Annotated in this window: 21 protein-coding genes and 1 pseudogene; 2 read left to right on the top strand and 20 right to left on the bottom strand. The window is 39.9% G+C overall.

What is annotated here, in order from left to right; all coding sequences use genetic code 11:
- Positions 1-89 precede the first annotated feature (89 nt).
- Together CZ382_RS05210 and CZ382_RS24140 are read right to left on the bottom strand one after the other, a co-directional pair.
- A complete protein-coding gene (locus CZ382_RS05210) occupies positions 90-1,310 on the bottom strand; it encodes an alpha/beta hydrolase (RefSeq protein WP_235000391.1) in 1,221 nt (406 codons plus the stop codon).
- A gap of 191 nt (positions 1,311-1,501) precedes the next feature.
- Positions 1,502-1,670: pseudogene (locus tag CZ382_RS24140) on the bottom strand (GNAT family N-acetyltransferase); the annotation flags it as partial.
- Here CZ382_RS24140 and CZ382_RS23655 point away from each other — a divergent pair.
- Positions 1,643-1,807 carry a hypothetical protein gene (locus CZ382_RS23655; protein ID WP_155554961.1) on the top strand — a complete coding sequence of 55 codons (165 nt, stop codon included), beginning with the start codon at positions 1,643-1,645 and terminating at the stop codon, positions 1,805-1,807. The pseudogene CZ382_RS24140 and the gene CZ382_RS23655 overlap by 28 nt on opposite strands.
- A 185-nt stretch (positions 1,808-1,992) precedes the next feature.
- Here the strand turns inward: CZ382_RS23655 and CZ382_RS05205 are convergent, their stop codons facing one another.
- The 16 genes from CZ382_RS05205 to sdaAB form a co-directional block, all read right to left on the bottom strand.
- A complete protein-coding gene (locus tag CZ382_RS05205) occupies positions 1,993-2,184 on the bottom strand; it encodes a hypothetical protein (RefSeq protein ID WP_140392716.1) in 192 nt (63 codons plus the stop codon).
- 277 nt (positions 2,185-2,461) lie between these two features.
- Positions 2,462-3,172: a hypothetical protein gene (locus CZ382_RS05200; protein ID WP_230856119.1), complete on the bottom strand. Its 711-nt coding sequence runs from the start codon at positions 3,170-3,172 to the stop codon at positions 2,462-2,464.
- Positions 3,173-3,607: 435 nt separating this feature from the next.
- Complete coding sequence (locus CZ382_RS05195) at positions 3,608-4,096, bottom strand: SRPBCC family protein (protein ID WP_088050152.1); 489 nt, start codon at positions 4,094-4,096, stop codon at positions 3,608-3,610.
- A gap of 191 nt (positions 4,097-4,287) precedes the next feature.
- Positions 4,288-4,647, bottom strand: a complete 360-nt coding sequence (locus tag CZ382_RS05190) for a VOC family protein (protein WP_159457765.1) — start codon at positions 4,645-4,647, stop codon at positions 4,288-4,290.
- 62 nt (positions 4,648-4,709) lie between these two features.
- Positions 4,710-5,495 (bottom strand): helix-turn-helix domain-containing protein, encoded by a 786-nt coding sequence (locus tag CZ382_RS05185; protein WP_088050150.1) that lies wholly within the window; start codon positions 5,493-5,495, stop codon positions 4,710-4,712.
- 194 nt (positions 5,496-5,689) lie between these two features.
- A complete protein-coding gene (locus CZ382_RS05180) occupies positions 5,690-7,006 on the bottom strand; it encodes an ATP-binding cassette domain-containing protein (RefSeq protein ID WP_088050149.1) in 1,317 nt (438 codons plus the stop codon).
- A 9-nt stretch (positions 7,007-7,015) separates the two neighbouring features.
- Positions 7,016-7,150, bottom strand: coding sequence for a hypothetical protein (locus tag CZ382_RS24515; RefSeq protein WP_268811312.1), 135 nt, complete (start codon positions 7,148-7,150; stop codon positions 7,016-7,018).
- A gap of 909 nt (positions 7,151-8,059) precedes the next feature.
- On the bottom strand, positions 8,060-8,743 hold the full coding sequence (gene rnc / locus CZ382_RS05175) for a ribonuclease III (protein ID WP_088050148.1): 684 nt from the start codon (positions 8,741-8,743) through the stop codon (positions 8,060-8,062).
- Between the two features lie 96 nt (positions 8,744-8,839).
- Positions 8,840-9,076, bottom strand: a complete 237-nt coding sequence (gene acpP, locus CZ382_RS05170; RefSeq protein WP_088050147.1) for an acyl carrier protein — start codon at positions 9,074-9,076, stop codon at positions 8,840-8,842.
- Between the two features lie 179 nt (positions 9,077-9,255).
- A complete protein-coding gene (gene fabG, locus CZ382_RS05165; RefSeq protein ID WP_088050146.1) occupies positions 9,256-9,996 on the bottom strand; it encodes a 3-oxoacyl-[acyl-carrier-protein] reductase in 741 nt (246 codons plus the stop codon).
- Positions 9,996-10,937 carry an ACP S-malonyltransferase gene (gene fabD / locus CZ382_RS05160; RefSeq protein WP_088050145.1) on the bottom strand — a complete coding sequence of 314 codons (942 nt, stop codon included), beginning with the start codon at positions 10,935-10,937 and terminating at the stop codon, positions 9,996-9,998. The genes fabG and fabD overlap by 1 nt, the downstream gene beginning before the upstream one ends.
- The gene (plsX, locus tag CZ382_RS05155) at positions 10,934-11,941 is read right to left on the bottom strand and encodes a phosphate acyltransferase PlsX (protein WP_088050144.1); all 1,008 of its coding nucleotides are present in this window, start codon (positions 11,939-11,941) and stop codon (positions 10,934-10,936) included. The genes fabD and plsX overlap by 4 nt, the downstream gene beginning before the upstream one ends.
- 48 nt (positions 11,942-11,989) lie before the next feature.
- A complete protein-coding gene (gene fapR, locus CZ382_RS05150) occupies positions 11,990-12,550 on the bottom strand; it encodes a transcription factor FapR (protein ID WP_088050143.1) in 561 nt (186 codons plus the stop codon).
- Between the two features lie 175 nt (positions 12,551-12,725).
- Positions 12,726-14,759, bottom strand: coding sequence for an ATP-dependent DNA helicase RecG (gene recG / locus CZ382_RS05145; protein WP_088050142.1), 2,034 nt, complete (start codon positions 14,757-14,759; stop codon positions 12,726-12,728).
- Between the two features lie 6 nt (positions 14,760-14,765).
- Positions 14,766-15,653: an L-serine ammonia-lyase, iron-sulfur-dependent, subunit alpha gene (gene sdaAA / locus CZ382_RS05140; RefSeq protein ID WP_088050141.1), complete on the bottom strand. Its 888-nt coding sequence runs from the start codon at positions 15,651-15,653 to the stop codon at positions 14,766-14,768.
- A gap of 24 nt (positions 15,654-15,677) precedes the next feature.
- Complete coding sequence (gene sdaAB, locus CZ382_RS05135) at positions 15,678-16,340, bottom strand: L-serine ammonia-lyase, iron-sulfur-dependent subunit beta (RefSeq protein ID WP_088050140.1); 663 nt, start codon at positions 16,338-16,340, stop codon at positions 15,678-15,680.
- A gap of 136 nt (positions 16,341-16,476) precedes the next feature.
- Here sdaAB and CZ382_RS05130 point away from each other — a divergent pair, with 136 nt between their 5' ends.
- Positions 16,477-17,763, top strand: coding sequence for an NCS2 family permease (locus tag CZ382_RS05130; RefSeq protein WP_088050139.1), 1,287 nt, complete (start codon positions 16,477-16,479; stop codon positions 17,761-17,763).
- Between the two features lie 41 nt (positions 17,764-17,804).
- On the opposite strand, the gene CZ382_RS05125 is transcribed toward CZ382_RS05130, so the two are convergent.
- Complete coding sequence (locus CZ382_RS05125; protein ID WP_088050138.1) at positions 17,805-18,119, bottom strand: hypothetical protein; 315 nt, start codon at positions 18,117-18,119, stop codon at positions 17,805-17,807.
- A 67-nt stretch (positions 18,120-18,186) separates the two neighbouring features.
- Positions 18,187-19,848, bottom strand: a complete 1,662-nt coding sequence (locus CZ382_RS05120) for a DAK2 domain-containing protein (protein ID WP_088050137.1) — start codon at positions 19,846-19,848, stop codon at positions 18,187-18,189.
- Positions 19,849-19,874: the final 26 nt, after the last annotated feature.

Raw genomic sequence — 19,874 nt, 5'->3', positions numbered from 1 at the left:
GAAGGATTACATGACAATATCAGAAACGGTTGATCTCTTACACAACTATGAGTTGGAATGTGATGAAAAAGATGTTAGGCAATGGATAGCTAAAGGTGAAATCGAAGCAACAGAATTTGAAGGGAACTACCATATTTATGAACCAGCTGTGTTATCTTTCTTGATAGATTTAAGTCGTGTTGGAACAGCCTATGAAAAAGGAATTGATGATAAAACCAAAATAGAAAGACTCGAGGAAATGGTGCAGGAGTTACAGAAAGAGATTGATAGACTGCGTTGTGAGAAATTAAAGCTTGAACTTCAATTAGGAATTCTTCCGTTTTAGTGTATAAAGAAATCCCCCCAAACAGTCGGGGGATTTCTTTATACATGTGGTAAAGTGTTCCGCAGTGAGTGGTACATCCCGCCGCAAAAGGTGGTAAAAAAGATCGCACAAGTGGTAAAAATAGTCCGCCGTACACATCCACAGTGTGATTGGGGTCTGCTGTTGTTTTCAATGTATGTTCGAAAGTGCGTTTATTATAACGTAAAACGGCAATCCCTTTTGAGGCAAGACCGTGTGCCAAATCACGAAATGGCTTTAATGCATATGCCCGTTCGTCACGATCGGATGCACCTGAACCCTGAACGAGAACCACTACCGGAAAGGGCCCCTCTCCTTTAGGAATAGATAGTGTCCCAGGCAGGGCAAATGTTCCTTTTCCAACCACCACTTCCTTTTCTGTGAAGGCATCCGGATCACTATATGCAGGATCCTCTGCAACCTCACCTATTTGTACAGTCGCAAGTAAATCATCTACGTTTCCTGACGGGTCAAGCCTGATGATCATTGGAACCGTGGCTTGTTCAAACTTTAGGCCAAGCTCAACATTTGTATGTACCTCATTGGATCCCTTCACCTTGGCCGAACTAAAACCAATGAATGAACCCGAATTGATTTGCTGCAAATAAGTATTCCAGTAGATTTCCAGCCACTGTTCCGTAATCCTTTTCTGTAAATCACTGGAAGTTAATTTCAAGGCATGATAATAGTCGCCCGATTGCATGTTCCGAATAAATTGAATCGCATTCTGTATGAAGTGATTTTTATATTCACTGGTATCAATGACCTGATCATTCCCAGACGAGTTTATACTGTTCTTACCTATATTGTTTAGTAGATTGGGACCGACCAAATCAGCACCTACCAGCTTGGTTGCTGAATGACTTGGCTGAGAAACCGCTTCACTTCCTAATGCAGTCGTTGGCATACTAAGGGTAAGTAGTACCAACCCTAATATCAGAAACCCGTTTCCTATTAAATTTTTCAACAAAAGCCCTCCTTATTGATCTTTCAATCTATGACTCTGTATAAATCTACGTCCTCGCAAACAGAAAGTTTCAAATATCTCTACTTTTGCCTCAATAAAATAAGTGTTTCATATTTATTTCCGCTTCCCTTATTTCCAAGTTGCTGCGTCCCACTTTAATAATGAAGTGTTTTTCCTTATTCTCTATTATTGTTACGCGGCATAACTCCAGCCTCGATTCGGTGCATCTTAAGCGCAGCAAACGCATAGTTCACGAGTAATTAGACTGCTTCCGTAGTGTATCTCTGCATTATGGGTTTTATCTAAAAAATAGCCGGTAAACGCAGCGTGTATTGATCCGCGTACAACTTGGAAAAGGTTGTTTAAAACTAAATGGCCATACGTGGACAATGGATGTTATCAAGGAGCAGGATTTTATTGTTGATATCGTCGCAAACGTTTATACACTTACTGATATTACCCGTTTGATTGAAGAATATAGTGCAAGGCAGGAATAAAGAAAGGAACCTGATGTAAATCTATTAGCAGAACAAACAGTTATTCTAACTGAACACGTTTGGGGGCATCGGGTTCAACTATGTCCTTTAGAGCGTTTATCATATCTTCACCAGTTCTGGTTGATAATCCTCGATTACTTTATTTGCTAACTTAACTGATTTCGGATCTTCATTTGACCTAGTCGCTAACGTAACCTCTTACCCATTCTTGTGTTGTTATACCGGCCTGTACATAAGAACATCAACAGCATATTCATTCTCTGCACTAATGTGATATTAAACTCTTCTGGAATGGTAATCCAATATTCATTTTCAGCTATACCATCCCATTGAATATCCAATATTTCTTTTGCAGCATCTAATCGACCTGTACGCATAAGAATATTCACATTATTTTAGCCGTTAACATAGGCATCTCCCTGATTTTTCTTCTTTCAGCCTATATGATTACAGAAATAAGAATGTACCACTTCTAGCATGTTTTTTACCAACGGCTACCACTGGGTTCACCACTTATTGCTAATGCATCTATCAATGGGTAACGTCAGGAAAGTGCAGATTTACGATGTTAAGGATTTTGAAAGATAAAAGCGCCTTATCTTTAGCGAAGGAATTCGGTTACGATTTTCCACAAACTTGCCTAAAAGGGAAAGATCAAAAGAAATAAGGATTCGCAATGACATCTTTTCCCCAAATAGCTACTCCCATACGATACATAGCTTTTGCATGGATGCGATCATGCCAAATAAAACGACGCATGACCTTTCTTAACGTCCAAAGTTCATCATAACTTCCCTTGAAGATCTGATTTTCTAGATAATTTGGTAATGTTTCCACACATTTTAAACCAACAAGGCGATTTTCATAAATATCCGGATTATTTTCAACCAATGTTCCTATTTCTCTAATGTAATAACTCGTCACATTATTTGTATGCGTTAGTATTTCATTCGCAGTCAAAGGTACTCTGCCGTGAAAAGTTTTACGTGGTTTCCTATTCGTGATATCCTTATCCGGAATGGAGTCATATAATGTTTTAAAATCCTTCGCAGATTTTAAAGCAAGCGATTTCAAATCGAAATATTCTTCTCTCGACAGAGGATCTTTTTCACTTTCAAATAAAACATCTGAATCCGCATCACTGATTTGCAATTCTGACTTCTTTTCCTGCATGACTTTGACAGACAGGCTAAGATTTGTGTTTCTTCCGCGCGCCCACATAAAATAGGATTGTATCTCATCGGGCATTTTCCTCAAAGCCTCTTCTTTTGTCTTTCCTCTAACATATGCCCCAGGGTAATTCCCTACAAAAATTAAATATCCGTCCTCGTTATACTCTACGATGCAATGAATAACTTCTGACACCCCTCACTCACCTCCTTAAGGATTCATGGCCCTGTTGCTTAATAGCATACAACTTTATTTTAAAAGTTACGACTTCTTTAAGTTTACCCAATTTTATTTCACTCAACAGTTAAACAATCGTCCTACAGTAAGGGGATGGCCATCGTAACGATTGCCATAAGACTCTCAGCATGTGCTAGTATACATTGACCCGTTGACGATGAAGAAATAATAAAGCTAATCAACAAATTGAGTATTCATTATTGATTTTAAGGAGAATGCAAAATCCCATCAAAATTAAAAGAATCCGTTTCGAACAAAGATTGATCAAAATGGATCCTTTTCCTGCAGTTTAAAGTTTGTTTTTACAAAAAGTTTGATCATTTACTACTTTATGTTGTTCTATTAAATGGCTCCCGATTGTTGAAAATCTGTAATGTTTTGTAAATAGATTTTTTATTCAGGTTGACAACATAAATTCCCTTCGCCTTTTTCTAAGGCAGATTTTAAGCTATTGAGGACACCTGACCAAGCCATTTCATGCCATTTAATAGCCTCATCCCAATTCTTATCATTTTTCCAACCGACATGATTTACTTCAACTTTTGTTGTATTTTCACCGATTTTTTCAAATTTCACTTTAACCAGTGTCAAATCTCCTTGGTTCATGAAATTTTTAAATTGATCTGGTCCCTTCCATGTGAAATTCAACTCTTGATTAGGAACGATTTTTTCTATTTTACAGCCCTTTGTGTTCATTCCAGTAGTATTACCTGGTTCAAAATATAATTCATATGCCCCTCCCACCATTGGATCAACATTGGCTTCTCCAGCAAACCATTGTGAAACACGGTCAGATTTCGTCCATGCATACCAAGTTAATGACAAAGGTGCATTAATTACACACTCTTTTGAGAGAATTTTATTTTCAGACGTAGCAGACAAAAAAATCTCCTCCTAACATAATTAATTTTTTAATTTATCTTGTCATTTATGGAGAGGTTTATATAGTTCAAATACAAACATATTATTTGCTGTCAAAGAAAAAATCAAGCCGCGATTCCACATTATTTATCAACTAATAGTAACACACTTTATCAGTGCATTTTCACCATTCTCCTTCCGTTAAAAACCTTCTATCCGTTACAAAACTCTACAAGCTCAATTTGGTTTCCAGCTGGATCTTCTATTACAATATACCTCCCAGGAGGACATGCTTCAGGTTCATCAAAAAGCAGCTTCACTCCTTTTGCCTTCAATTGTTCTAAATCTTTATCCAGATCCTCTGAACGAATACCCAGCAAAACACCTTGTTCTGCGCTAGTGGTTTTTGTCTTTACCTCCTCCAACACAATCGGTATCTCATTATGTACCAGACTTACAATTTTTTCTCCGTATTCCTCTGAAACAGCAAAGTCCAATACATTTGTGTAGAAATCGACGGCAGCCCGTATATTGTCCACTTTAACTGTAAGTACACATACTTCATTAAGCATAGCAAATTCCTCCTTTGTTTTCATACTATAAATGTAACAAAAGAGAATCTGAAAAATTTCTTCTAGTTTGCTTTATTCTTTTCCTGATCAAATAATAGCTTGGGTAAATTAACAAGAATAGGCGGATCAAATGGCAATGGTTGTCGTAACTTTATCTGGAGTTCCTCTCTTGTATCGGATGTTACTTCAATCGGGTTTTCAAATTTACCACGCAATGCCCTATCCAACAAAAAATAATCTTTTGGATTCAAACTGATAGGAAATGCAGCAGCTAATGCGTAATAAGTTCCAGGTGGAATTTTTGATAACACGCAGTTTGTTTGATTGGACATTAATGCTTTACCTATTACAGGTTTTTGATCTGGTATTGGTCGGGGAAATAGTCCGACAAAAATAATCCCTTTAAAATCTACGGGAACTTCAAGATGGATCGTGATGAATGGTGGATTCATCAGTTTTTGTGCACACTTATCCCGGTATTGATATTGATTAATAAATTGATGTAAATGATTCGTACTTATCTGAAATTGTTTCGGCGACAACCCAACAAATTGTTTGAACCGAGTACTAAAAGTTCCAAAACTCCTAAACCCTACAGCTAAGATTGCTTTTAATACAGAGGAAGAGGAAGCGTTTACAAGAATTTCTTTACCTGTTTCTATACGTAATGCTGACAAATAGTAACGGGGAGAAACACCCGTAACTTCTTTAAAAACTCTTGAAAAATGGTAAGGGCTATAGCCGACAAAACCTGCTAATTCCTCCGATGTAATTTCTTTATCTATGTGTTTTTTCATATATTCAATTGCTTTTATAACGGCATTAATTTGATCATTGGTATTTGTCATTTTTAATCAAATCCTTTATTCAACATTTCCGGTGCGGTGCACAGGTACGATCATCTAGTAACTTTAATTGATAAAATTTATATTCTTACCCGCTGTTACAACCAATTCCTGATTACAAAACGACCTAATCAACGGGTCATGCGATATAACAAAGATAATTTTGTCACTGCTATTCCGCAATAATGTGTTCAAAATTAATTCCGATGATGCTTTATCGATATTACTTGTAACTTCATCCTAACAACATCAAATTCCTCGATTAATAATTTGCTGCTCATGATTCGTTGTTTTTCCCCACCGGACAAGTTCGTACCAAATTCATATATATCGCTGTCTAAGGTCTTACTAGCAAGGACGCTTGCTAATAAATCGGATATTTTTAACTTTTCCCAATCAACTTTTGACCCATCCTTGCCGAACAAGATGTTATCCTTTATGGACATTGGCAATAACGTAAAATCCTGTGATAAATAAAAGACTTTACTCCTTAAAGCGGAATTGTTAAACGTGTTGATGTCCTGCTGATTAATTTCTATACCGTTACCCACACGATATTTTAATAAGAGTTTCATCAATGAACTTTTCCCAACGCCTGATGGCCCTTTCACAAAAACAATGTCCCCCTTTTTAAAGGCTGCATGAATAGGGAAATGATAGCGATGATCTCCAATATAGTAGCTCACATCATGAAAATCTATTTCTTTTATTTCGTCTAACAAGGCAGCAGAATCGTCCTCTATGTTACCTTCAAGTTCATTTTTTATAAATTCTCTGCTTACGTGTAGATCTCTAACTTCAAGGTTGACATTGATCAACGACTGAATAGCAGTAAAATAAATTGGGAAAATGATACTGACTATGACAAGGTCACTGATTAAGCTTTCGTTCGCCACGACCATAAATCCCAACCACAGGAACATGAGATTTTGTACGAAGTTGTTGATTAATTTGATGATTAAACTGGTACTTTGACCAAATTTATTTACGGAAGAGCGACTTTTATAAATTTTATCAAGCGAGTGACTAATGAGATTTTCTATATTAGCAAATGATTCCTCTTGCTTTATGTGATCGATATTTTTAAATACCGAAATAATCTCCTTATACCCTGCTGCAGTTTCTTCTTGCATTGCCATACTTTTCGCATGCAGCCTTTTATTGATAGCTTTGTACCCAAGATAGTTCAGCGGCAACAACAAAAATAAGATAAGTGCTAAATAAATATCAATGGATCCCAGAATGATGAGCGATATCAGGATAATGATGCTATTACTGACAATGCTGACAAAGCTGTTGGAAATAAACATATATAAAGCGTCGACTGCTTGACCAATTCGTTCCACAATATAGGTTGTTTCCAGGCTTAATAGCTTATCATATTTCATGTTGTACATTTTCTGATACAAGCCCTTTGCATAGTTTCCATTAAATACTTCAGCAAAGTTTTCCCGGAAAATGACGAGGGCAATTTGAATGATATAAGTGACAAACATAAAAATAATCAGGTACATGAAATTGGTTTAATTTACGTCAAAACTATCGTTGAATATATTAACCAACAACAAAGGAATGGCCATCGTTATGATCGCCATAAATACTGTTAGGATGATGGAAACAAGGATATACGTTTTTTTAGTTAGTAAAAAATGTTTCATTACGATTACCCTCTTACGTGTATTCATATTTATTATACAATAAAAGGGTAAAGATTCTATAACAAACATCACAATAATCAAAATAGTCACATGAAAAATTCAGGGAAATTATACGTTTCGGGAACCTTCTGCATTCTTGGAATTACAATATTCTAGCAAGAAAAGGACGTTCCAGAACAACAATGGATAAAATATGCTATTATGATAGTATACCTTGACATATTTTGAATCTCGAAGGTGGTTATAAGTAGGAATACAAATAAATTTCTGCTGATTTGCTGCTTTATTCTTAATGGAATTAAATGAAAAGGCAAGCATAACTTCAACGTTTGAACATACAATTCTCAATGAAGATGACATAGTTCATGAATCATAACACTATTGCCGAAGAATAATTCCAATACGCCACGTTAGATCTAATATTTAAAATAATAATAGCAGGATAATTTGCTATAAAATCTCCTGCTATTTTTTATGTTTCCTATAGAGGTAATCAGCCTATAAAGAACAAATCTTCATCGAATGACGAAAAAGGTGCTGAGTGAGGAAACTCGTTTGGATTACAGAAAAAAGTCCTTCATTAGGTACATGAGTGACCAAAACAGCTCGGGTTTCAAGTAAAAGGGCACTCATCAGGGATATGAATGACCAAAACCGCTCGGATTTCAAGTAAAAGGGCACTCATCAGGAGTATGAGTGACCAAATCCACTCGGGTTTCAAGTAAAAAGGCACTCATCAGGGATATGAATGACCAAAACCGCTCAGATTACAAAAAAGTCCTTCATTCACTTAATCGAATATACTTGGTCCCCAAAATAGAAGTGAATTTTTTTAGTTTGTTAAACAGGGTTCGCGTTTGCGCTCTTATAAAAAACCCGTCACAATATTGCAGCAGCATTTATATATTATCACTTATTAAACGTATCCAACGCATCCTTTGCCGCGCGTTGTTCTGCTTCTTTTTTGGTACGACCGATCCCGCGACCTGAGGTTTTTCCTTTTATCACGACTTCTGAGACAAATTCCTTGTCATGTGATGGTCCCTTCTCTTCTACAACGTTATATTCCACACTGGCATTTCGGTATTGCTGAACCAGCTCCTGCAGCTGACTTTTATAATCCATCGCATGCGAAAAAGCACCGTTTTCTATTTTCGGAAAGATAAACTTGTTCATAAAATGCAATACGGCATCAAATCCTTGATCCAAATACAGTGCTCCAAGAAATGCTTCAAATGCATCGGCAAGTATGGCTGGTCGCTCACGTCCGCCAGTTTGTTCTTCTCCTTTGCCAAGCATAAGATGCTCACCAAAATGCAAATCATGGGCAAAATTATTTAGTGACGGTTCACAAACAATTGCTGCCCGTAATTTGGTCATTTCCCCCTCAGGCATCTGCGTATTATTGCGATATAAATATTGGGAAACGGCTAATTCCAATACAGCATCACCCAAATATTCCAATCGTTCGTTATCCGAAAAAACTTCTCTTCGATGCTCATTCACATAGGATGAATGTGTAAATGCCAGTTTAACTAAAGCATGATCATGAAATGTTATACCCAGTTGTTTTTCCAATTTTGCAACATCCATATTATGTCACCTGCTTCGATCTTTTGGGTTGTTAAAAAATATACGGAAAGCCTCGCACATTGCGAGACTTCCTACTAATAAAATAAAAGGCAATAATTAAGATTGTGTACTGTTTATGTAGTCAACAGCATCACCTACTGTATTAATTTTCTCTGCTTCTTCATCCGCGATTTCCATGTCAAATTCATCTTCAAGCTCCATAACAAGCTCTACTACGTCTAATGAATCTGCGTCAAGATCATCCTTGAAAGATGCTTCCAACGTTACTTTTGATTCTTCCACATCGAGTTTATCAACAATAATATCTTTTACACGATCAAATACGTCTGCCATACTCCTTCACCCCCTTTCAATGATTGTCTGTACTGATTCATTCTCGAACCCTATCTAGCTACGCGCGGGCTAGCGGCTACAAGACATAGACAATGGACACTTCGAACAGCAAAACCATCCGTTCTACGGACCCTTGTCTATGCTTTACGCCGCTGAGCAAGCCCGCTTCGCTTTTATTACTACATCACCATTCCACCATCGACATGGATGGTTTGTCCGGTGATGTAATTGGCATCGTCTGACGCTAAAAAGCGGACGACTTTGGCAACGTCTTCTGCTTCACCTAATTTGCCTAATGGGATCATGTTGTGCATACCGGCGCGTTGTTCATCGGTTAATACATCCGTCATATCGGTGGAAATAAACCCTGGCGCAACGGCATTAACAAAAATATTTCTGGATGCTAATTCTTTTGCGGCTGTTTTTGTCAGTCCAATTACCCCGGCCTTTGCTGCAACATAGTTAGCTTGTCCCGGGTTCCCGCTGACGCCGACGATCGAAGCAACATTGACAATTTTCCCGCTGCGCTGCTTCATCATTTGCCTTGTAACTGCTTTTGTACAAATGAATACGCCTTTTAAATTCGTGTTAATAACTTGATCAAATTCAGCTTCTTTCATACGCATAAGTAAATTATCACGGGTAATTCCTGCATTATTAACGAGAATATCCAGCCCTCCGAATTCACTAATTACCTGTTTGACCATGTCTTTTACTTCAGATTCATTGGCAACATCGGCTTGTACTTTAAATGCTTTACCACCCAGTTTTTGTATTTCTTCTACAACCGCCTGTGCTTTTGCTTCACTGCCTGCATAATTGACGGCAACATTGGCACCTTGTTTCGCTAACTCCAAAGCTATAGCCTTGCCAATTCCGCGTGACGCACCAGTAACAATAGCATTTTTCCCCTGTAACACTAGGATTCCTCCTTATACCATGAAATAAACGCATCCATTGACTCCTGATCCTGGATGGCAAATGTTTTTGTTCGGCGGCTGATTTTCTTCACTAATCCGCTTAATACTTTTCCATTGCCAACTTCTGCGAAAGCATCGACACCTTCATCAAGCATATGCTCAATGGATTCTGCAAAGCGGACAGGCGAATAAAGCTGCTTCAGTAACAATTCTTTTATTTCTCCATCATCCGTTACAGGATTTGCCGTAACATTAGCGTAAACGGGGATGCTGGCTTCTGAGATCGAGACGTCATCCAGCTTTTTTGCAAATTGTTCATTTGCCGGTTTCATTAAGCGGGAGTGAAATGGGCCGCTAACATTTAATGGCAACACCCGCTTTGCACCACCTTCTTTTAATTTCGCTGTAGCCTGTTCAATTCCTGCTTTGGTACCGGAAATTACGATTTGTCCAGGACAATTCAAATTGGCAATATCAACAACTTCGTCCGCTGGCATACTTTCCAGAGCCGTTTCAACAGTCTCTTGCGTCATTCCTAGTACGGCAGCCATCGCACCCTTTCCAGCAGGATATGCCTCTTCCATTAGTCTTCCGCGTGCTGCAACTAATGGCAGAGCATCCTCTAAAGACAGTGCACCTGCAGCAACTAAGGCACTATATTCTCCTAGACTATGCCCAACGGTCATCACAGGTTGTACTTCCTGTTTAATAAGTAGTGTATGAATAGCAATACTTGATAACAATAATGCTGGCTGTGCATTTTCTGTTAAGGTTAATGTTTCTTCAGGACCCGTAAACATAATTTCCGAGAGTGGGAAATCAAGTGTTTTGTCTGCTTCCTCATATAGTTCCTTAATTTCGGGGTAGGCATCGTAAAATTCTTTCCCCATTCCAACTGTCTGTGATCCCTGCCCCGGGAACATAAATGCTACACGTTTCATTCATTTTCCCCCTTGTCGATTTCAGCTGATACAATCGCTTGCTTAATAGTATCTGTTACATTGTGTTCTATCATATGACATGCTTGTTTAATCGCATTGAAAATAGCCCGGCGGTTGGATGATCCATGGGCTTTAATAACCGGAGCCGCTAATCCGAACAAGCCAGCACCGCCATATTCTGAATAATCCAGTTTCCCTTGTAATCCTTTTAAGTCGTTTTTAACCATACTGGCTGCAAGTTTTGTCTTCAGTGAAGACGTAAACGTTTGTTTCAGCATTGAAAACATCGCAAGTGCGGTACCTTCAATTGTTTTTAAGGCAATATTACCGCTGAATCCATCGGTAACAACAACATCGGCTGCTCCGTCCAACAGATCTCGTGCTTCCACGTTACCAATAAAATTCACCGGAGCTTCCTTCAACTGAAGAAATGCTTTTTTCGTCAGATCGTTTCCCTTGCCGTCTTCTGTCCCAACATTTAGCAGGCCTACTGTTGGATTTTTAATCGATCGGACTTTTTGTGTATAAATAGACCCCATTATCGCATATTGGACAAGGTGATGTGCTTTGGCATCAACGTTTGCTCCAACATCCAATAATAAAAATCCTTTTCCATCAATGGTTGGTAATGTCGGACTTAATGCTGGCCGGTCAATCCCGGGTATTCGGCCAACCACAAATAACCCCGCACTCATTAATGCACCCGTATTCCCTGCCGATATACAAGCATCTGCGTTTTGTTCCTTTACTTCCTTTGCCATTAGCACAAGTGATGCATTTTTCTTACGCCGTACAGCACGGACGGGTTCATCCTCGCCCGTTATGATTTCATCGGTATGAATGACTTTAATATTTCGATCATTCGTCAAAAATGGACTGATTTTTTCCTGATCACCAATTAACGTTATTTGTAAATCGTTGATCCCGGCGATGGCATCCATTGCACCAAGCACAATCTCCTTTGGTGCATGGTCACCTCCCATGGCGTCTATAGCTATTTTCATTTCAACCTGTCCCCTTTTATCCGTTACAAAACAGATGCTTACACTTTCTTATCGATTTGACCGATACATATGAAACAATCCGGTAAACACTATTTCATTATTGACAAAGCTATTGACCCTTACAGTCGTTTGCCCATTGTCGTTCACCTCTTCAACTACTGCTTTTGCTACAACACGTTCCCCTTCTGTAACCTGCCGTGTGAATTTAAGTTCTGATTTGGCAGTTAACGCCAGCTCGTCATTAATAACCGCTACTGCCAGCGAATTTGCCTGGGCAAACAGATGATGCCCGCGGGCAATTTTATTTCGTGAAAAAACATGCTCACGCTTAATATTCAATATGGATATCGCTCGTTTATCCAATTCCAAATCGATTACTTCGCCAATAACTTCATCCAGAGGCAGTGCTTTCACCGTCTCGTTCCATTGATCCGTCGCAACTGACCGGATTCGCTCCCGTAATTCGGGTATAGCTAGCTCCATGCGATCCAATCGAATGGTTTGAATGCTTACGGAAAATATTTGTGATAATTCTTCGTCTGTAATAAATGGTGTATGTTCAATCGTCTCTTTTAATAAACGCTGTCGTTCAGCTTTCGTTCGTTTCATATCTGGCACCATCCGCTATGATTTGGAGTGATTAAAGCCAAGCTTCTTTACCGGTTTCTTCCACTCCGAATTCTCAATTCCGTCCTCTGTTCCGACCTCTGATCTCTGATCTCTGATTTTATGACTTGGTACTAATAGTAATATATAATACCACTATTAATTATGCAAGAATCTTTTAATCGAGTTTATCGAACAAGGTCTCCTCTTTCACTAGAATTGTTTTCAGGTTAGCAAATTCTGGATCGTTATTCAGTACATTTGCTTCGATTATTTCCTGGGCGTCGCTTCGGGCTGTTTCCAACGCCCGATAATCATGTATCATGTCAGCAACTTTAAATTCGGGTACACCACTTTGTTTTTTTCCGAAAAAGTCACCAGGGCCGCGAAGCTTCAAGTCCTGCTCAGATAAGGCAAAGCCGTTATTCGTTTCCGTCATGATCCGCATCCGCTCCTTGCCAACTTCCCCTTTTGGTTCGGCAATTAAGATACAATAGCTTTGTTTATCGCTTCGTCCAACACGCCCCCTTAACTGGTGCAATTGTGACAATCCAAACCGTTCCGCATCATAAATCACCATAATTGTTGCATTTGGTACGTTGACACCAACTTCAACAACCGTTGTTGATACCAGAACCTGAATCTCATTTGCAGCAAACCGTTTCATGACATCTTCCTTTTCATCCGAATGAAGCCTGCCATGCATGAGTCCAACACGGATGGATGGCGGATAGAACGCCTGTAATTGTTCATAAAGATCGACGGCGTTTTGGATGTCCAATTTATCGGACTCCTCAATCAGCGGGCAAATCACATAGGCTTGTTCACCATATGCAATCCGTTGTTCGATAAACTGGAGTACCCGATCAAGCGTATTTTCCTTTGCCCAGTATGTCTCAATTTCCTTTCTACCGGACGGCATTTCATCAATAACCGAGACATCCATATCTCCAAAAGCAGTTATTGCAAGCGTTCTTGGGATTGGGGTCGCCGTCATAAATAACACATCCGGATGAAGTCCCTTATCACGTAATGTTCGTCGTTGTTCAACACCAAAACGATGCTGTTCATCAACAATTACCAGTCCCAAATCGGCAAAAAATACATCGTCCTGTATTAAAGCATGGGTCCCGATGACAATATCCGCCGTAGCTGCTTCAATTGCTTCCAGGATTTCCTTGCGTTTTTTTCCTTTCACCGATCCGGTTAACAATACAATCTTCGCCCTTTCACCGAACAGCTCCGTCAATGACTCATAATGCTGCTCTGCCAAGATTTCGGTTGGCACCATTAAAGCACCTTGTCTGCCGGCTGTAACAGTTCCATAAAGGCAAATGGCCGCCACCGCCGTTTTTCCTGAGCCTACATCCCCTTGCAGTAATCGGTTCATTCGATAAGGGGATTTCATATCTAGCAAAATTTGCGTAAGTGTTCGTTGCTGGGCTGCTGTTAACGAAAATGGGAAATGGTCAATGAATTCCTCCAGCTTTTTCTGGTCATATTGCTGCGCATTTCCATGTGTCGCTTCTCGTTTCATTTTCCGTAGTAATTGCATTTTCAGTTGAAATAACAGAAATTCCTCATAAGTAAAGCGTCTTCGTGCATGCTTTAACTCGGTGCGGTTTGCTGGAAAATGCATGGTCATAAGTGCATCAAGACGATTAGGCAGCTTATAGGACTTTAAATAGCTCTCCGGTAAAATCTCTTCCACTTGATCGGCATAATCATTTAGTGCACGTTTAATAGCTTTTTTTAATTTTATATTCGTCACGTCACCTTTTAATGAATAAAGCGGCTGAATCGAAGCATGGTTTTCTGCGGGGCCTTTTTTATAATTACTTACCGTAATTTGCAGTCTGTGAGCATCCCATTTTCCAGTTAATGTAACAATGTCATTTGGTGCGATTTGCTTTTTGGCAAAAGGTCGATTAAACATGACGGCTTTAATTGCTACGTTTTCCACCTCCAGCGTAAAAACAAGCCGTGATTTTCGTTTCCCATAAAAAGTGAGGGAAGGCTGATGGATCACCTTTCCCTCAATTGTAACCTTGTCATCGTGAATCAATTCACGAAGCGGTTTTATTTCAAAAACATCGTAACGATAGGGGAAGTAAAACAACAAATCTTCTACAGTATAAATGTGAAGTGCGGCTAAGTCTTCAGTGAATTTGCCGCCTACGCCCTTAATCGAATCTACGGAATCATTCAGCAATTTCTATCACTCTTTCACTGTGGCTGCAATGCCAAAAATTTTCTCTTTAATTGCTTGACCTGTTGGGGTAGCTGCCAGACCACCCTCACCCGTCTCTCTTAATGCGGATGGCATTGTTTTACCGATCCTGTACATTGCCCCAATGACTTCATCACAAGGAATTCGACTTGTTACGCCAGCAAGTGCCATGTCAGCTGATACGATCGCAAGCGTTGAACCCGCGGCATTTCGTTTGACACACGGCACCTCAACTAATCCTGCAACAGGATCACATACGAGACCAAGCATATTTTTCAGTGTCATCGCAAACGCCTCAGCAGATTGCTGGGCAGTCCCGCCAGCCATTTCGACGATTGCGGCTGATGCCATCGCTCCAGCCGAACCGACCTCTGCCTGACAGCCTCCCGCAGCTCCGGAAATAAACGCGTTATTTGCCACAACAAAACCAAATGCTCCAGCAGTAAATAAATAACGAATCATCTGTTCCCGTGTTGGGTTAAGCTGATTTTTTACCGCAAACAATGTGCCCGGTACACAACCGGCACTTCCAGCAGTTGGTGTTGCACAAATCGTTCCCATCGCTGCGTTTACTTCATTTGTTCCCATTGCTTTGCTAACGGCATCAAGCAGCAGATTTCCTGAAAGCGGTGTCTTTTCCTTCATGTAGTTTTGAATTAGCACGGCATCCCCGCCTGTCAAACCAGTAACCGATTGAACACCCTGCAGCGCATCTTCGACAGCCTTTTCCATCACATTCAGGTTTTTTTCCATATCCCTCATGATCGCTTCACGAGCTACGTTTTTGACGTCCATCTCCTGACGTATCATAACTTCCGATATCAATATATTTTCTGATTCAGCTATTTCCACCAATTCTGCAACTGTACGAAACATAGGAAAACTCCTCTCTCCATCCATCTATGAAACAATTTTCGAGATTTGCATAATATGATCAGCATTTTCTAATTCTTGCAAAATACGATCCTCAACATTTTGGTCAACTTCGATAACCATCAACGCTTCTTTCCCAACGTCTTTCCGGTTTACTTCCATATGCCCAATATTAATTTCATATTTGGCCAAAATTCTTGTTACCGACGCAATTGCCCCAAACCGGTCATTATGCATAATTAAAATGGCTGGGTGGTTGCCGGACAGTCGTAACGCAAATCCGTTTAATTCCGTTATTTCTACTTTCCCACCGCCGATGGAAATCCCAACTAATTCCAACTCCTCTGAGCTATTACCGATAACAAGCCTAGCCGTATTCGGATGATCGGCCTTGGCGTCATCCTCAATGAATTCCACTTTTATATTTTTTTGCTTTGCTATATCAAGAGCCTTACTCATCCTTGGATCATCAGTGTCAAAGCCAAGCAGTCCCCCGACTAAAGCAAAGTCCGTTCCGTGCCCTTTATATGTTTTGGCGAACGACTCATATAAGTAAATTTTAGCCCATGCAGGTTCTTCACCAAATAAATTTCGGGCAGCCTTGCCAATTCGGGCAGCTCCTGCTGTATGTGAACTAGATGGACCGATCATGACCGGACCAATGATATCAAATACAGAATTATATTTCATGACGTAACACCCTCTTTTCTTCCTGAGTATTCTATGCCTATTGTCAATTATAACAAAAACATCTATAATATTCATTTGTGGATTATATTTTTATAATCGGGCGGGAGAGGGATAGAAGGAATTAAGAGGAGATAACATGCCTTTTAACAATGGCCACACGAAGTTAGAAACTGCTAACGGAGAATGGCTGAGAGAAATTCTTGCTGGATTGATAGGTTATCTTACTACCGTTTACATTGTTGTCGTTAATGGATCGATTCTCAGCGAGGCGGGCATTTCCCTTGAAAGTGGCATGATGGCAACGATTTTAGCCAGTTTTGCCGGAACATTCATAATGGGAATTTTTACGAAGCTTCCATTGCTGGTAGTCCCGGGGATGGGGATCAATGTACTGTTTGCCTATTCCATTGTCGAAGGAACCGGGCTAAGTTTTCAGGAAGGCTTGGCGGTTGTATTGGTAGCTGCTGTGATTTTCCTGATTACAGCATTCAGTCGATTAGGTTTATTATTGAAGGAAGCAATACCGGAATCGTTAAAACATGCGATTACGGTTGGATTAGGCTTTTTTCTAATCTTAATCGGACTGGAGAAAAGCGGTCTTGTCGTAAGCGGTGAGCATACGATTGTTGCTTTGGGTGATTTCACGTCTGCAACTGTCATCGTTAGTTTGTTAACACTATTTTTAGCGATATTTTTATTTATTAAAAATATCCCGGCAAACTTTCTGATCACGATGATCGGCGGAACATTGCTCGCTTATTTCTTTGGTATTCTTGAGACAGGAAAAAGAGCAGTTGCTATGCGACCGGATGAATTATTATTTGTTCCTTCCTTTTCAGCAATTGATGAGTTTTCTTTTTGGCTCGCGGTTTTTCCATTGACCATGATTATGGTCTTTGAAAATATGGGATTATTACACGGCCAGCTAGAAATGCTCAAGCGAAACGATAGCTATGACAAAGCATATCAGGTGACGGCTTTTTCATCATTGCTATCAGCATTTTTCGGAACATCGCCAACGGTTTCAGCAGCGGAAAACGCGGCTGTAATAGCTTCAAAGGGAAAAACGGGTAAAGTAGCGATAACCGCAAGTATTTTCTTTTTAGCTACCATCTTTATCATTCCATGGATATCGATGATTCCAAATACAGCTATTAGTCCAATTCTGATTATTGTTGGCGTATTAATGGCACAAAATATCCGCCATATCAGGCTTGATGATTTATCAGAAGCCCTTCCAGCATTTCTGGTTACGGTGATGATTCCATTCACGTATAGTATTGCAGATGGAATGGCCTTTGGATTTATCGCCTACCCGATCGTCAAACTAGCATTAGGGAAACAAAAAGAATTATCAGCAGCATTAATCGTCATTTCAGCACTGTTTATGGTTGACTTTGTGATGAAGATTGCCGGAATGTAAAGTTATGTAAAAGGCCTTCCTTTAGGGGCGGCCTTTTTTCTTTATGTCGGCAGCGCTTGCTCAATGAACAACAATTTTGCACCTTCGATCGGCGGGTTTCTGCTTTCGATCGGCGAATTTTCACTTTCAATCAGCGGGTTTCTGCTTTCGATCGGCGGTTTTTCGCTTTTGATCAGCGGGGTTCTACTTTTGATCAGCGGTTTTTCACTTTCGTTCAGCGGGGTTCTATTTTTGATCAGCGGGTTTTCGCTTTCGATCAGCGGGGTTCTACTTTTGATCAGCGAATTTTCACTTTCGATCAGCGGGTTTCCGCCTTCGATCAGCGACATCTCACTTTCGTTCAGCAACTTTCCCATTTGTTACGCGTCTCAGACAAAAAAGGCCGTACTGCGAAAATCGCAGCATGGCCTGCTTAACCTATACTTATTCAACCGACAAAATATACGAATAAATCGGCTGGTTTCCGTTATGAACTTCGACTTCTATATCTTCATATGTCGCTTCGATGTAATTCACTAATGATTCCAGATCAGCATCGCTGACATCCTCGCCCTGAAGAATGGTAAGAATTTCATCGTCTTCGGTAATCATTTCTTTCAGTAATAATTTTACCGTTTCTGTTTTATCTTTATTTGTCGCTTTAATTTTACCATCGGCAATTCCCATGAAACTGCCTTTTTCAATAGCAATACCGTCTATTTTCGTGTCACGAACAGCGTATGTAACCTGCCCCGTTTTTACTTGTTCGCCAGCTTCTTCCATCATTTTCTTATTCGCTTTTATGTCTCGCTCTGGATGGAATGCCAAAATAGCGCCTATACCCTGTGGAATAGTTTTCGTTGGTACCACTTGAACGTTTCCTTCGGCTATTTCTCCAGCTTGTTCGGCTGCCATGACAATATTTTTGTTGTTTGGCAAAATCAAAATATTTTTGGCGTTGGCCTGGTTAATCGCATCGGTAATATCCTGAGTACTTGGGTTCATCGTTTGCCCACCCTCAATAACTACGGTGGCACCAAGACTTTCAAGCAGTGTTTTGATTCCGCTTCCCATTGCGACCGTCACAATCGCATATTCTTCCTTTGCTGCCGGAGTCGATTTCTTTTCTTTTTCGCCAACTATTGCTGTATGCTGTTCACGCATGTTCTCAATTTTCATATTAATCAAGCTGCCGTATTGCTGACCAATGGTTAATACATTTCCAGGGTATTCAGCATGAACATGGACCTTAACAATTTCATCATCTGCTACAACTAAGAGTGAATCCCCGTGTTCACTCAGTTCATTGCGAAATGCTTCTTCGTTAAAAGGATTTTTCGCTGTTTTTTCTTGATCAAATTTAACCATAAATTCCGTGCAATAGCCGAATTCAATATCAGATGTATCCATGAAGTCCTGGGCAAGCTTATGGTGCTCCGCGTTAACCATTTCATCCATTTTTTCTTCACTAACATCGTAAGCTGGTAGTTCTTCACCTTTCAAGGAAGCAAGAAACCCTTCATAAATTGTCACAAGACCTTGTCCACCTGAATCAACGACACCAACCTCTTTTAATACTGGTAATAAGTTTGGTGTACGCTTTAAGGACGCTTTGGCCTCGGTTAATACGTTTTCCATCAATACGACGATGTCCTTTTCTTTCTTTGCTTGTTTAACAGCTACAGACGCTGCATCCTTTGCCACCGTCAAAATCGTCCCTTCAACAGGTTTCATAACTGCTTTATAAGCTGTTTTTACACCACTTTCAAATGCATTTGCCAAATCCACTGCCGAGAGCGTCTGTTTATTTTCAATACCTTTTGCGAAGCCACGAAATAATTGCGATAAAATAACACCCGAGTTTCCTCTGGCGCCCATTAATAAACCTTTAGCGAAAGCATTGGCAACTTCCGATATATGTCCCGATTTCACCTTTTTCACTTCACCAGCACCTGAAGTCATTGATAAATTCATATTTGTCCCGGTATCCCCATCAGGAACCGGGAATACATTTAATGCATCAATTTTTTTCGCATTATTCGTTAAATGGTGTGCTCCCAAGCGTACCATTTGTGCAAACGTCTTGCCATCTAACGCTCGTACCATAACATGCTTTCCTCCTTCATCAACCA

It is taken from the genome of Virgibacillus dakarensis (assembly GCF_900155625.1).
In the GTDB taxonomy this organism is placed as follows: domain Bacteria; phylum Bacillota; class Bacilli; order Bacillales; family Amphibacillaceae; genus Lentibacillus_C; species Lentibacillus_C populi.
Note: the sequence above shows the minus strand (reverse complement) of the source record. Positions and strands in the feature narration are given on the sequence as shown.